This is a genomic window from Marinobacter lipolyticus SM19, from assembly GCF_000397065.2.
In the GTDB taxonomy this organism is placed as follows: domain Bacteria; phylum Pseudomonadota; class Gammaproteobacteria; order Pseudomonadales; family Oleiphilaceae; genus Marinobacter; species Marinobacter lipolyticus.
Genome location: NZ_KE007317.1, coordinates 455,682 through 468,858, shown reverse-complemented (window position 1 = coordinate 468,858; position 13,177 = coordinate 455,682). Strand labels below are relative to the sequence as shown.

The window sequence follows — 13,177 nt, the reverse complement described above, 5'->3', positions numbered from 1 at the left end:
CTGTGTTGGTGCAAATTTGATCAATTCATCCTTATATTGATTTTTAACTTAATATTGACACTTTGCAATCTCTGTTTGCCTGAGATTTTGAATTAGTCATTTATTTGGCGCTCTGAGTTGGTTTAATCTGTTCGATAATTGGTCTATCCGGTTCCACTTCTGTTTGTGGCTGTTCGTATATGATCAGGGGGAAGCGAACGGAGAAGCAGGATCCGACACCGGGTTCACTGGTGACATCAATATTTCCTCCTACCTTGTGGACATACTCCCTTGCCTGGTAGGCACCGATTCCCATACCAGTAAGTCCCTTTGTGCTTTCAAACGGTTTGAACAGTTGGGACCGGATAAAGTCCTCCGTCATACCTGTCCCCGTGTCCTGAATAAACAACACAACGTTGTCTCTGGCGATCTTCAGGGTCAGGGTGATTTCACCTTCCGGTGGTGTTGCATCCTGGGCGTTCTGGATCAGGTGGCCCAGCACGCTGCGCAGTTGTTCGCGGTCAGCTCTGATCGGTGCCGGTGAAGGGGTCCCCGCTATGTGAGGGGCGGGGGCACGACGGCTGTAATGATCGGCCAGTTGGCGGACGATCTCTCGGAGATCCAGAATTTCGGCCGACTCCACGTCTTCAGCCGGTTTTCGAATATGATCGACAAGGTTGGCCATTTTTCGTACAGCGTGATCGGTGGTGGTGATCATGTCGTCAATGAAGGCCGGGTTATCGCGATGTCGCGGTGCATTCTTGACCAGCAATGCCTGTTGAGCTATCAGAGTTTTCAGGTCGTGGACCATGAATGCTGAGGCCTTGCTGACGGCTTCGAACTGCATGGCCCTGGAAAGCCGGTTTTGGGCATCGGCCTGGGCGAGTAAGTTGCAAGACTGGCGGGCAACGACTTTTATCAAGTCAAAGTTTTCCCAGTTCAGCTCTACGGGAGCATAGGGGTTGCCAATCAGTGCGATACCATAAAGATCGTTTCCGAGGTAAAGGGGAATGATCAGCCAGCTGTCGGGGATACGGGTGATTGCGTCAGGAATTTCCAGCAGGTTATAGCAGGTAGGATCCTCGCGGTATTCATGGAGATCAACAATCCATTCCCGATCCTTGAAGAAACGGCAGAGTTCTCCGTCACGATCAATGGTGGTAAATCGTGGTGTGCCCAGGTTGACGGCTGTTTTGAGCACGTAAGCGCCTTGTTCATCGCGAAGCCAGATGGCTCCGGCATTGCTTTCCACCAGGCCTGACAGGATTCGAATGACTCTCTCTGGCAAGGGCGGTTCATCACTCAGGTTGGCGAGCTCCCGGGTCATTTTGAGCCATTCTTCGCGATAGTCGTACTTGTAGTCGAAAAAATTCTGGCTGATAAACACCATGAGCCTGGATCGGACCCTCCGGGATGTCATAAGGGTGGCCAGGAAGGCGAGGGCAATGGTGAAAAACAGCACCTGGAGTGCTTCTCCCCAGGCGCCACCCAGGACCCGGACATAGTAGCCACCGATTGCCAGAAACAGAAGATAGGCGCCGGCAAACATGAAGGTGCCGGCGTGGAACACGGCGGACCGCGACAACTGAAACTCCACCGGTTGTTTGCGGGTATTGAGGGTATTAATGGCTAACAGTGGCACCATGGCTGCGTTTATCAGTCCACGGGCATTCCAGAACGAATCGGAGATCTGGCCGAACAGCAGGGCGTCGGCGTACATGAAAAAATCGAATCCGAACATCGTGGCCACTGCGATGCAGATGTACTTCATGCTCGAGCGGCCAAACGAAACCGAGTTACGCCAGATCTGCTCCACCAGCGATAACCCCATCAGGGACAAGGCAATCTGGCCAACGATTTTTGTTTTTCCGTTAAGTAAATCCAGGCTGAAGGTGTATTCAAGCGCTCCAAACACGAGGAGGAAGACAAGTAGGGCCACGGTGGCAATGGCCAGCGTCCTGCGAAGTCGCCCCACAATGGCTGTTGCCCGGAAAGAGTTCCGTAGCAGGGCAAACAACAGGGTGATCCAGGCAGCGTCGCGCAACAACTCCAGAAAATAGCGAATGAAGAAAGAGGGTTGCCCCCACAGGGGCTGAGCCACAAGTGCGCCAGCCCAGATGACTGACACAAAGGCAGCCAGAAGCAGGACGCGATCAATATCCCGCCGCAGATAATGGGACGCGACAAGCACCCCGAGCAGCCCGAACGATAGGGCCGCAGCGGCGTGGCTTATAAGGCTCAGGTTGTTCAACATACAGCGCGTCCTGCGTTGTTATGCCCTCAATCCGTGACGGCATCCACCTGCTTTGGGGGGTTACGCCGTCATACCGGCTTTTTGTTCTCCCGATAGAATCGGAAGATTTCCTTCAGTGGTCGTCGGGGCTTGAATCCAAATTCCCTGGCAAAAGCTCTGCCGTCAATGACGACAGGATACTTGAAAAAGTGCATCAGATACGACGGAAAACTTCTAAGATTCAGTGTGCTCAGTATCAGTTTAGGCAATACTGGTGGTATTGATGGAATCAGCAGACGATTGCATCCACACAGTCTCAGCGCATGCTGATAGGCGACCCAGTCTTCCGGCGCTACGTTAAACACGCCCCGCTTGGGTTTGTTATAGGCCAGAACAATCGCATCCGCCATATCGTCAATGTGGATGAACTGCATCATTGGGGAAAAACCTGCCAATACCGGAGCCCGTTCGCTGGCGAGCAGAGTGCTTATGGAGTTTCTGACGCCGGGACCGACAATGTTGCAGGGCCTGATAATGGTGATGTTCAGTTCGGGATAACGCCATAAATAGATATTGGCGAGGTTTTCCAGTTCCACCGAGTCGACCAGGTCCGCACTCAGCCCTACGCCCTTTAACGGTGCTTCTTCGTCAATCAGTGCAGGGTTATAGGCGACAGCTCCGTATACGTGGAAGGTGGAAAGCACCACCACTCGTTTAATGCCGTACTTGTGGCTGAGGTCCAGTAGTTTTTGGGTGCCCAGAACGTTGGCATTGTACCGGCGCATACGGGTGAGTTGGCTCGACATGATTCGCCCGAGGTGAATAACACCGTCAAACCTGTAGCGTCGGAACAGGTCCTCAAAAACCCGCTTGTTAAAATCAATACAGTAGCTGGGGATGTCGTCCCCCAGGTAGACCTGTTCCCGGAAATCCACAGCCACCAGGTCGCAGTGATCCCGGAGTCTGTCAATCACCTGCTGAGCCAGCGCCCCTGCTGCGCCGGTCACGAGTATGCGTGGTCTGTGTTGCTCGTTCATCAGAACAGCCTTTTCCTTTCACTCAGTCCCTTGTCAATCAGCTTGCTGATCTCGGCTTTGACCTGCTCAACCCGGTCAGTCACTTTCTCTTCCGGGATTTCCAGATCGTCAAAATACATGGGGTCGCCAATATTCAGATGAACCTTCGCGGGCAACACGACTGGCAGGGCAACTGGAGCATAGGGAACGCCCAAAGCCTTGGCCAGCGGTTTGATATTTGCAATGGCAGGAATGGTCTCTTCGCAACCCACTACGCCCACCGGCACAACGGGTGCCTTGTATTTCATGGCCAGGTGCATGAAGCCGTTGCCGAAACGTTTCAGCTGATAGCGATCCTGATACAGCTTTCCTGAGCCTCGTACACCTTCCGGAAACACGATAACTGCCTCGCCGTTGGCCAGCATTTTGGCGCAATTGACCGGATCGCCCAGAACCGCGCCCACTTCGTTCAGCAAGTTGCCCAGGTAGGGCACTGTCGGGAAGAAGCGTTCGATCATGGCCCGGGGAATCCTGGGATTCTCTTTTCGGGCTGCCAGGGCGTATCCGATGAGCAGGCCGTCAATCGGTAATTGGCCACTGTGATTGGCAATAATCAGCACGGGCCCATCCGCTGGAATTTTTTCTATACCGCTTGCCTGTACCCGGAAGTATTTTTCGTAAATCTGCTTGGTGAGCGAGAGGCCATACTTTATGGCTTCATTGTTATAGCCCCAGGGGTCATACCCGAGACTGCCGATGGGCTTGCGGATACGATCAATCTGTTCACTGAGTTCCGCAGGAACCAGTTTCGATTTGATAATTGATGCCAGGCTCATTGTGGTTCCCTGTTAATTACACCCGTCCAATCATTACCCCGAGGGTATGACTTTGTCCTTCATTCAACACCCGGTAGTCACTGAGTGCATTGGCGGTTTCGACACAAAGCATGTCTTTCCAGCCAGTGTCGGGAAAGTCGGAAAGTGCCTTTGCTTTGCGAGGTCCGGGGTTCCAGACCACAGTGGAGTCACTGCCAATGGCCACCAGTGAACGACGTCTCCCGGGTGTGGCGACAACAAGGGGGCTGCCGGATTCGTAAATTCTATCGGTTTCTCCGTGAAACGTAATAACCCCTTTTTGCTGTCGATAGCTCCAGTCGTCCAGAGTATCTACATAATCGCTGCCGTCCAGCCCTTCAATTCCGGTGAGTTCAATGTCAGACGTTGGCAGGTAAGTATGCAGTGCTTGTGTGAAGGCCAGTGGTGAATCATTGAGATTGGTTGTGGTCAGCGCGATCTGACAACCTTTGACTGAAAAGTTAAAGGTGGCCAGCAATAATGCATGGCCTGTCCAGACGTCTGCGAAATCCTCATTGGCCGCCAGTGACAGGCTGACTTCAACCTCGTGGGCGGATTCCCGCACATCCTCCAGCTTCCACAGCGCGGTCCGGGCGAAACCGTGGGAATCGCCGGTCTTGATCCGTTTGCGGACTTCCGGTGGATTTTTCTCCGGCGCGCCAAACCAGGGCCAGCAAATCGGAATGCCTCCCCTTATCGCGCGCCCCGTTTCAAAGCGTGCTGTGTCACTGAGCCAGAGCCAGTCCGGTTTGTCGTGTGTGGCGAAGTGAGTGAGGTGAGCTCCCTGGAGGAACAGTTGTGCGCGGAATAGTGGATGATGTACGTCAATGGCTTCCAGTTGCCCGATGGTAGTCCAGCGGGTAAACGACCAGTGCCCGGGTTGTGTTGTCACTCTTTGCCTCATGCTGCGGTATGGCGATCCCCGGTCTGTGTGACGGGGATTAGGTGTATTTGCGTACCAACAGAGTAAATTAAAACTGCCGTTGCCGCGAGAATCCGGCATAAAATATCGGGCTTGCAGAGGAGCCTTGCCATGGACCATCCGGTCGTTACCCCGATCAGGGACACCCTGACTTCCGATACCCGTCGCCAGTTTGACGCCGTTGCAGGTGAAGTTGACATGGTGTCGGATGTAACCACCGTCGATATGGGCCACGAAGGCATCAGTGAAGAGTGGCTGGATGAGCTCGCTGGGGGCCTGACCGAGTCCGGCTGGATGAGCCTGGATGTGCGCAACCATTTGGGGGGCGGCCTGCTGAATGCGCTGCGAGATGAGGTGCGGATACTGGATGTGACCGATGCCATGAAGAAGGCGGGTATCGGTCGCGGTGCGGACCTGACCCGGGACCGCTCTGTGAGGCGGGACAGGATTGCCTGGCTGCAGGGGATTACTCCGCCCCAGCGGGAATTGTTCCGGTGCCTGGAGCGAATTCGGGAAGGCCTGAATCGACGGTTATTTCTGGGGCTTAAACGTTTTGAGTCCCACTACGCGACCTACCAGTCCGGAGATTTCTATCGCAAACACGTGGACAGCTTTGCCGGCCGCGCATCCCGGGTGGTCAGCCTGGTGTTGTACTTTAACGAAGACTGGCAGCCTTCGGATGGCGGAGAGCTTCAGGTATTCAACCGCGACAGTCCGGATGAGGTCTGCGGCCTGATCCTGCCGGAAATGGGGCGGATGGTGTTGTTCCTGAGTGAAGAAATTCCCCACGAAGTGTTGCCGGCAAATCGTGCTCGTTACAGTTTGGCTTGCTGGTTTCGACAGGATGAAGTGCCACTTCCACTATAAGTCGTTGTAGTCCGCCAACCCTTTTGCTACTATGCGCGCCGCTTTCAGGGAAATGTCCTGAAACGCCGTTATGGTGGCTCCATTGGTGCCTCCGCAACATGAAACCGTGAACCCGGTCAGGCCCGGAAGGGAGCAGCCGCAGCGGTGGAATTGTGTGCCGGAGTGTCGCTGGTGGAGTCACCCCCAGATTTTTCCCTTCGTGATGCCTTATCCCACTGAAATCGACGTTTTTTCCAGTCCGAACTGATGACCCGGCGGCTTCTTATCAGTGGATGTCCATGCTAAGGTTAAGGCCATTTTCACAGCAGTTGGCAAAACATGAGCTACCAGGTACTTGCCCGTAAATGGCGCCCCCGTACATTTGAGGACATGGTTGGTCAGGAACACGTGCTTCAGGCATTGATTCACGCCCTGGAAAATCAACGTCTTCACCATGCCTACCTCTTTACCGGCACCCGCGGCGTGGGAAAAACCACCATCGGTCGTCTGTTGGCCCGGTGTTTGAATTGCGAAACCGGCGTGACGCCTAACCCCTGTGGTGAATGCTCCAGCTGCCAGGAAATCCAGGAAGGCCGGTTTGTCGATCTGATCGAGATCGATGCAGCCTCCCGTACCGGGGTGGATGACATGCGGGAGTTGACGGACAATGTTCAGTACGCGCCTACCCGCGGCCGTTTCAAGGTGTACCTGATCGATGAGGTGCACATGCTCACCAACCAGTCCTTCAACGCGTTCCTGAAGACGCTGGAAGAACCGCCGGAGCATGTGAAATTCCTGCTGGCTACTACCGACCCCCAGAAGCTACCGGTCACGGTGTTGTCCCGCTGCCTTCAGTTCAACTTGAAACGCATGACGCCGGAGCACATCGCCGGCCACCTGAAGCATGTTCTGACCGAAGAGCAGGTCCCTTTTGAGGAGCCGGCGCTGTGGTTACTGGCCCGCGCTGCGGATGGCAGTATGCGCGATGCCCTGAGTCTGACCGACCAGGCCATCGCCTTTGGCAATCAAAAGCTGGCGGCCAGCGATGTCAGCAATATGCTGGGCACCATCGACCAGCGGGATATCGAGAAGCTGGTGAATGCCCTGGTGAGCAATGACGGGCCGTCACTGCTTTCCGAGATTCATCGTATTTCCGACTTCGCGCCGGATTACAGTGTGATCCTCGCAGACCTGTTGTCCCTGTTTCATCGCGTCACCATGGAGCAAGTGGTACCAGGCAGCGTGGATAACGCACTCGGTGATGCCGCCCAGGTACAGACACTGGCGCGTCAACTGAGTGCGGAAGATGCCCAGTTGTTCTATCAGGCGGCCTTGATGGGCCGAAAGGACCTGGCGGTCACACCGGATGCCAGGATGGGATTTGAAATGACCTTGCTGCGGATGTTGGCCTTCCGCCCGGGCACAGATCGTCGGGAACCACCGACCGTCAGTTCCGGCGGTCAGTCCGGCTCCACGGAATCCCGTGATGAACCCGACCCTGCGCTCGCATCTGTGGGTCAGCAAGCGGAACCGGTGCAGTCAGCCCCGCCACCGGTAGCTGAGCCACCACAGCCAGAGTCCGACCCGAAACCCGAATCCATGCCAGAGCCGGAGTCTGCTCCTACCGCTACACCAATACCGGAATCCGAGCCTGAACCCGAGTTCGATCCTGGCCCGGCACCTGAGTATCTGTCTGAGGCCGATCCTGTCCAGGCCCCGGAATCGAACCCGGAACAGGCACCCGGGCAGCAATCACCAGAATCAGGGCCGGAGCCAGAACCCGGGGTAACGGAACAGGTGAGGGAGCCCGAGCCCGAACTTTCCGGCGAGTTCGTCTGGGAACGTGACTTTCGCAGTCTCGGTATTGTTGGCATGCCTGGAAACTTGGCCAGCCACACCGCTTTCACCCGTGACGGAGACAACATCCTGTTAACGATGGAGGAAGGCCATGCCCGGCTGTTGAACGCCCGGCATGAGGAAAAGATTCTCGCCGCCTTGAGAAACCACTTCGGCGACACCATCAATCTGCGTATAGAGCAGGGGGAGACCGGCGGCAAGACTCCGGCAGCCTGGGAGGAGCGACAGCGTCTGGCGCGTCAACAGGCTGCGGAATCGGCCATCCGGAATGATCCGCTGGTTAAGTCCATTGTTGAACGATTCGAGGGCAGGGTAGTCGAAGACAGTATCCGGCCCGCACAAGGTTCTCGTTGAAGGAGATGAACAGATGATGAATGGCATGGGCGACATGATGAAAAAAGCCCAGAAAATGCAGGAAGAAATGCAGAAGGCCCAGGAAGAGATTGCCAAGGCAAAGGTCACCGGTGAATCTGGAGCCGGGCTGGTCAAGGTGGTCATGAATGGGCGTCACGATGTTCGCAAGGTGGAGATTGATCCATCCTTGATGAGCGAGGAAAAGGAAATTCTGGAAGACCTGCTCGCGGCGGCGGTGAATGATGCCGTGCGTCGGGTGGAAGCAAACCAGAAAGATAAAATGTCCGGATTGATGTCCGGGATGGGTATGCCTCCCGGGTTCAAGATGCCTTTTTAATCCATAGGCTTAAAATGCATTGTTGATAATATGGATGAGGATATTTCATGGCATTTAGCCCGCTGGTAGATGAACTGGTGGAATCACTCCGGTGTCTTCCTGGGGTGGGGCAGAAAACCGCCCAGCGTATGGCGTTTCATCTACTGGAACGGGGGCGTTCCGGCGGTGTAAGGTTGTCAGAGGCATTGAGCACTGCCATGTCAGATGTTCGCCGGTGCGATAGCTGTCAGAATTTCGCGGACACGCCGGTTTGTGGAATCTGTGAGAATCCCGCTCGACATACCGGTACGCTGTGTGTGGTCGAAAGTCCTTCCGATCTGCTGGCCATTGAACAGGCTGGCGATTACCGAGGCAGTTACTTTGTGCTGATGGGCCACTTATCTCCCATTGATGGTGTTGGTCCAGAAGAAATCGGTATCGAACGTCTGCTGCAGCGCATAGAGGCCGAAAGCGTCAAGGAACTGATCCTTGCAACCAATCCGACCGTCGAAGGTGAGGCCACGGCGCACTATATTGCAGACCGTCTGGACGGTAGAAACGTTCTTATTACCCGGCTGGCCCATGGCATTCCTGTGGGTGGAGAGCTCGGGTACGTTGACGGATTCACCCTGACTCATGCCTTTCGCGGGCGCAAGCCCCTGGCTGACTAACGACTGATCGAGCATTTCTATGGCTTCAACCCTTCCCTCCGCAGCGGTCCCGGCGGCCCCTGCTACTGTTCACTGGATAGGTGAGCCCTCAGCGCTTGACCAGTGGCTGGTGAATCGCGATGGTCTGCCGCTGGCTCTGGATACCGAATTTGAGCGAGTCAGCACCTTTTTCCCGATTCCGGGGCTGGTCCAACTGGGGCTGGGCAGTGACTACCGTCTCGTTGATCCGGGGGTTGCCGAACAGTCGGTCGAGTTCCGGCGGATTCTGGCCGATGCGGAGGCACCGAAGCTGCTGTATGCCATGAGTGAGGATCTCGAACTGTTCCGGCATTGGCTACAACTGACGCCCGCGGGCGTTGTGGATTTGCAGATTGGCGCCGCACTGGCGGGTGCCGGCTTTTCAGTGGGTTACGCTCGTCTTGTGGAAACACTTTTCGGCGAAAGCCTGGATAAATCCGCGACTCGTTCGGATTGGGTTTCACGCCCCCTGAGTGAAGCACAGGAACGTTACGCGCTGGACGACATCCGTTTCCTGGCTCCGATGTATCAATGGGTGATGGCCAGTCTCCGGGAAAGGAAACTGGACCACGCCCTGTTCGAGGAGTCCGAGCGTTTTGCGACAGAGCTCTCCGGGCAGAATGATCCGACGAGCCATTACCTGAAACTGCGTGGTGGCTGGACGTTGAGCCCGCAGCAGCAGGCTGTACTGCAGAAGCTGGCTTGCTGGCGTGAGGAGGAAGCCCGTCTTCGTGATCGTCCCCGTGGCCGGGTGGTGGCAGATCCACTGCTGATTGCCATCGCCGAACGACTGCCGGGCTCTGTCAGGGAGTTGTCGAACATCCAGGGCCTGCCTCAGCCAGTCACCCGGCGCTACGGTGATAAGATACTGCAATTGGTGAGCGCAGGCAGGGAGGCCGATGTCTCGGACATGCCGCTGATTGCTGCGCCGTTGACCCGGCAGAATCAGGCCTTTTATAAGCAGATCAAGCGTGTGATTGTGACGGCGGCGGAAAAAGCAGATGTACCCGTGGAACTCCTGGCTCCACGGAAAAGACTGGAAGCCGTGGTTCATCAGCGTGACCTGTCTGCTGGTCTTTTTACCAGCGGCTGGCGCAGCGAGATAATTGCCCCGGTTCGTGAACAGCTTGAGGATTTATTGAAGTCATGACGAATAAACAGTTTGTTTCGGTGTTTCGCAGTAGCAAGAAGGCGGACACCTACCTTTACGTACGACGGGGGCAGGTATGGGACGACCTGCCAGAGAGCCTACGCGGCATCTTCGGTGCTCCCGTTCATGCGATGGATCTGGTTTTGACGCCCGATCGCAAGCTGGCCCGCACCGATGGCAGGCAGGTGCTTGATTCCATTGCAGACAAGGATTTTTACCTGCAAATGCCAGAGGAAAAAGCCGGTTACGTGGTCGATTTCCGCAAGAAGCCGGAGCACAGGTAGTCATGATTGCCGAGATTCCATTCTGGCAGCGCAAACATCTTGATGAGATGACGCCTGCGGAATGGGAATCCCTGTGTGATGGTTGCGGCAAATGTTGTCTGGCCAAACTGGAAGATGAAGACACCGGGGAGGTGTATTACACCGACCTGGTTTGTCGCTATATGGATACCGACAATTGCCGCTGTACCGTCTATCCTCAGCGGCTGGAAAAAGTGCCGGCCTGTACAGTGCTGACACCGGATACGCTGGCGGATTACCATTGGCTGCCGTTCACCTGTGCTTACCGTACCCTGTCGGAAAATCGACCGCTCGCGGACTGGCACCCGCTGAGATCGGGTGATCCGCAAACGGTTCACGAAGCCGGGATTTCGGTTCGTCATCGGGTTGTATCCGAAGCTGGCGTGCCAGAAGAAGACTGGGAAGAACACATAATTCACTGGATCCTGTAATGATCGATAACGACGCACAACTCGCATACGGCATATTCTGGGCGCTCTACGCCGTTTCCTTCGTGGTTTTCTTTTACATGATGTCCCGGCTGTTCCGGGTTTTACCAATATATGGACTGCGGACTCTGCTGCAGGCGGTCCTTGTTGTGGTCTTGCTAACGCCCGTGGAATCGATTGATGTCAGCGGTTGGTGGGTTCCGGCCTGGCTGTATGGTGGATATGAGCTGATCCTTGGTGATGCCGATGCATCGGGCAAGGCGATCATGAATCTGGGTATTGCAACGTTGGTGATGCTGCTGGTGTGGTTACTGGACCTGGTCCGGTACCGATTGGTGAAGCGCTGAATCCATAAAACAATAATAAATCGGAGTCACGATGCGCTGGATAAAGAGCGTCCTTTTTCTGGTTATCTTCAATCTTCCTCTATGGACAAGTGCACAGACCAACGCCAATCTGGAACTCCCTGAGGGGGCCGATGTCCGGATCATAGTGGATATTTCCGGATCCATGAAAGACAACGATCCTGACAATCTCCGGCAGCCCGCCGTGCGATTGCTTGCCAGGATGCTGCCCGAAAATGCCTATGCTGGCCTCTGGACCTTTGGTCAATACGTCAACATGCTGGTTCCCCGCGACCGTGTAGATGAAAATTGGCGGGAACGAATGATCAGCCGGTCCCCGGAGATCAATTCCGTTGCTCTTCGTACCAATCTTGGTAAAGCCATCGAAGTCGCCAGTGATGACTACTATACCGATGGCGATTTGACCCACACTGATTTCATTTTGCTGACCGATGGTAAGGTCGATATTTCTGATGTTGAACAAGTAAATCAAGCCGAGCGTGAGCGCATTCTCGGGCCGCTACTGGATGAGCTGGTCACCAAGGGTGCCACTTTCCACACTGTTGCCTTGTCCGGTGAGGCGGATGTCGAATTTCTCCGGACTCTGGCGACCGAAACCGGGGGCAGTTACAGCGTGGCGCCTTCCGCAGAGGCCCTCAATCGCGCCTTTCTGAAAGCACTGAACGCTGCCGTACCCCAGGAACAGGTCCCGATTGAGGGCAACCGCTTCCGTGTGGACAGTGCCGTGCGTGAGTTCACCGCACTGATTTTCTGGGGAGAGGGCGAAACCAGTGATACACGTGAACTTTTGCTCTCGGACCCGGAGGGTAAAACAGCCAGGGTAGAGCAGCCGGGCAACAGTATGAAATGGGCCCGGGAATCCGGTTATGACTTGATTACCGTTACCGACCCGAAAGCAGGGGAGTGGCGGTTGGACGGCCAACTGGGGGAAGGCAGTCGGGTCACGGTGGTCAGTGATTTACGTATGGTGGTAAGCCCATTGCCGTTGGTCTTTTCCGAGAATGAGCCTTTACAACTCCAAATCGGGTTTTTCGAAGATCAGGTCCGGCTGACCGATCAGGGTTTCCTTGATGTCATGGAGGTGCGAGTCACGATTACCTCCGAGGATGGTCGCAGTGGAACCAAGGTGCTATCCCGGGAGCAGCCGCCAGAAGACGGTATATACCAGGACGTTGTAGAGCGACTCCCGTCTGTCGGGGAATATGTCATTGATGTAGTGGCTGATGGTAAGACATTCTCACGCAAGTTCACTGGTGCCAGCCGTTTCATTATACCGGAAGGGGGGGCTCCCGCTTCCTCTGAAGAACCAGCGCCCGTAGAACCCATCGTCCCCGTTCAGGCGGATGCTCCTGACTCTGAATCAGGCAGTGTGCCTGAACCCGATCCGCAGCCCAATCCGGCGGAAGACGACATCAGCACCAGCCCGATTGACATCAATGCCGTCGAGGAACCCTCGCCCGTCGCCACAGAGCGGGAGGAGGCGGACACGGCACTGCCGTTATGGGCTATGGTCGCCGGAGCCATCGTTCTGATTGCACTTATCGCCGGTGGCCTGTTCGTCGCTGTCAGTCGTAAGAGAAAGGCAGCCTCGGAACCTCAGGAAAGCCCGGGCGATGACGACGTTCCGGTGATTGAGCCGGAACAACGTGAAGAGGAAAAGGCCACTCAAGAGCCGGGGGCGGATCCTGTAACCGAGCCTGAAGCTGATCCGGAAGAGGATATCCCGGTTGCCGATGCTGAGGTAGAGGACAGCGACGAAGAATTTGGTCTGGAGGATTTCGACCTTTCCGAGTTTGATGATCTTCCAGATTCGGGTGAAGACGACGAAGAACACAAATCGTGAGGGCTTCAGCGGTGGTTCGCAAC

At 55.5% G+C, this 13,177-nt stretch carries 13 protein-coding genes and 1 other RNA gene; 10 read left to right on the top strand and 4 right to left on the bottom strand.

Going from position 1 to position 13,177, the window contains the following annotated elements; all coding sequences use genetic code 11:
- Positions 1-100 precede the first annotated feature (100 nt).
- The 4 genes from prsK to MARLIPOL_RS08505 form a co-directional block, all read right to left on the bottom strand.
- On the bottom strand, positions 101-2,233 hold the full coding sequence (gene prsK / locus MARLIPOL_RS08520) for an XrtA/PEP-CTERM system histidine kinase PrsK (RefSeq protein WP_012137651.1): 2,133 nt from the start codon (positions 2,231-2,233) through the stop codon (positions 101-103).
- A gap of 68 nt (positions 2,234-2,301) precedes the next feature.
- Positions 2,302-3,249, bottom strand: coding sequence for an SDR family oxidoreductase (locus MARLIPOL_RS08515; RefSeq protein ID WP_012137650.1), 948 nt, complete (start codon positions 3,247-3,249; stop codon positions 2,302-2,304).
- A complete protein-coding gene (locus tag MARLIPOL_RS08510) occupies positions 3,249-4,064 on the bottom strand; it encodes a lysophospholipid acyltransferase family protein (RefSeq protein WP_012137649.1) in 816 nt (271 codons plus the stop codon). The genes MARLIPOL_RS08515 and MARLIPOL_RS08510 overlap by 1 nt, the downstream gene beginning before the upstream one ends.
- A 16-nt stretch (positions 4,065-4,080) precedes the next feature.
- A complete protein-coding gene (locus MARLIPOL_RS08505; protein ID WP_012137648.1) occupies positions 4,081-4,974 on the bottom strand; it encodes a D-hexose-6-phosphate mutarotase in 894 nt (297 codons plus the stop codon).
- A 141-nt stretch (positions 4,975-5,115) separates the two neighbouring features.
- Between MARLIPOL_RS08505 and MARLIPOL_RS08500 the strand changes: the two genes are divergently transcribed.
- From MARLIPOL_RS08500 to MARLIPOL_RS08460, 10 genes are all read left to right on the top strand, one after another.
- The gene (locus MARLIPOL_RS08500) at positions 5,116-5,871 is read left to right on the top strand and encodes a 2OG-Fe(II) oxygenase (protein WP_012137647.1); all 756 of its coding nucleotides are present in this window, start codon (positions 5,116-5,118) and stop codon (positions 5,869-5,871) included.
- 80 nt (positions 5,872-5,951) lie between these two features.
- Positions 5,952-6,048, top strand: an RNA gene (gene ffs, locus MARLIPOL_RS18305) — signal recognition particle sRNA small type.
- Positions 6,049-6,189: 141 nt separating this feature from the next.
- Positions 6,190-8,061 carry a DNA polymerase III subunit gamma/tau gene (gene dnaX / locus MARLIPOL_RS08495; RefSeq protein ID WP_012137646.1) on the top strand — a complete coding sequence of 624 codons (1,872 nt, stop codon included), beginning with the start codon at positions 6,190-6,192 and terminating at the stop codon, positions 8,059-8,061.
- Positions 8,062-8,074: 13 nt separating this feature from the next.
- On the top strand, positions 8,075-8,398 hold the full coding sequence (locus tag MARLIPOL_RS08490; protein ID WP_012137645.1) for a YbaB/EbfC family nucleoid-associated protein: 324 nt from the start codon (positions 8,075-8,077) through the stop codon (positions 8,396-8,398).
- A 47-nt stretch (positions 8,399-8,445) separates the two neighbouring features.
- On the top strand, positions 8,446-9,048 hold the full coding sequence (gene recR, locus MARLIPOL_RS08485) for a recombination mediator RecR (protein WP_012137644.1): 603 nt from the start codon (positions 8,446-8,448) through the stop codon (positions 9,046-9,048).
- A gap of 19 nt (positions 9,049-9,067) precedes the next feature.
- Positions 9,068-10,216: a ribonuclease D gene (locus MARLIPOL_RS08480; RefSeq protein ID WP_012137643.1), complete on the top strand. Its 1,149-nt coding sequence runs from the start codon at positions 9,068-9,070 to the stop codon at positions 10,214-10,216.
- On the top strand, positions 10,213-10,500 hold the full coding sequence (locus MARLIPOL_RS08475; protein ID WP_012137642.1) for a YcgL domain-containing protein: 288 nt from the start codon (positions 10,213-10,215) through the stop codon (positions 10,498-10,500). Before MARLIPOL_RS08480 ends, MARLIPOL_RS08475 begins: the two co-directional genes overlap by 4 nt.
- A 2-nt stretch (positions 10,501-10,502) precedes the next feature.
- Entirely contained in the window at positions 10,503-10,949 is a 447-nt protein-coding gene (locus tag MARLIPOL_RS08470) for a YcgN family cysteine cluster protein (RefSeq protein WP_012137641.1), read from the top strand.
- The gene (locus MARLIPOL_RS08465; protein ID WP_012137640.1) at positions 10,949-11,293 is read left to right on the top strand and encodes a hypothetical protein; all 345 of its coding nucleotides are present in this window, start codon (positions 10,949-10,951) and stop codon (positions 11,291-11,293) included. The genes MARLIPOL_RS08470 and MARLIPOL_RS08465 overlap by 1 nt, the downstream gene beginning before the upstream one ends.
- Before the next feature lie 31 nt (positions 11,294-11,324).
- The gene (locus MARLIPOL_RS08460; RefSeq protein ID WP_012137639.1) at positions 11,325-13,154 is read left to right on the top strand and encodes a VWA domain-containing protein; all 1,830 of its coding nucleotides are present in this window, start codon (positions 11,325-11,327) and stop codon (positions 13,152-13,154) included.
- The last annotated feature ends 23 nt before the right edge of the window (positions 13,155-13,177 follow it).

Coding starts and splice junctions, on each gene's coding strand:
- MARLIPOL_RS08480 (WP_012137643.1), top strand. CDS start 9,068: ATGGCTTCAACCCTTCCCTCCGCAGCGGTCCCGGCGGCCCCTGCTACT.
- dnaX (WP_012137646.1), top strand. CDS start 6,190: ATGAGCTACCAGGTACTTGCCCGTAAATGGCGCCCCCGTACATTTGAG.
- MARLIPOL_RS08470 (WP_012137641.1), top strand. CDS start 10,503: ATGATTGCCGAGATTCCATTCTGGCAGCGCAAACATCTTGATGAGATG.
- MARLIPOL_RS08515 (WP_012137650.1), bottom strand. CDS start 3,249: ATGAACGAGCAACACAGACCACGCATACTCGTGACCGGCGCAGCAGGG.
- MARLIPOL_RS08465 (WP_012137640.1), top strand. CDS start 10,949: ATGATCGATAACGACGCACAACTCGCATACGGCATATTCTGGGCGCTC.
- prsK (WP_012137651.1), bottom strand. CDS start 2,233: ATGTTGAACAACCTGAGCCTTATAAGCCACGCCGCTGCGGCCCTATCG.
- MARLIPOL_RS08490 (WP_012137645.1), top strand. CDS start 8,075: ATGATGAATGGCATGGGCGACATGATGAAAAAAGCCCAGAAAATGCAG.
- MARLIPOL_RS08510 (WP_012137649.1), bottom strand. CDS start 4,064: ATGAGCCTGGCATCAATTATCAAATCGAAACTGGTTCCTGCGGAACTC.
- MARLIPOL_RS08460 (WP_012137639.1), top strand. CDS start 11,325: ATGCGCTGGATAAAGAGCGTCCTTTTTCTGGTTATCTTCAATCTTCCT.
- MARLIPOL_RS08500 (WP_012137647.1), top strand. CDS start 5,116: ATGGACCATCCGGTCGTTACCCCGATCAGGGACACCCTGACTTCCGAT.
- MARLIPOL_RS08475 (WP_012137642.1), top strand. CDS start 10,213: ATGACGAATAAACAGTTTGTTTCGGTGTTTCGCAGTAGCAAGAAGGCG.
- recR (WP_012137644.1), top strand. CDS start 8,446: ATGGCATTTAGCCCGCTGGTAGATGAACTGGTGGAATCACTCCGGTGT.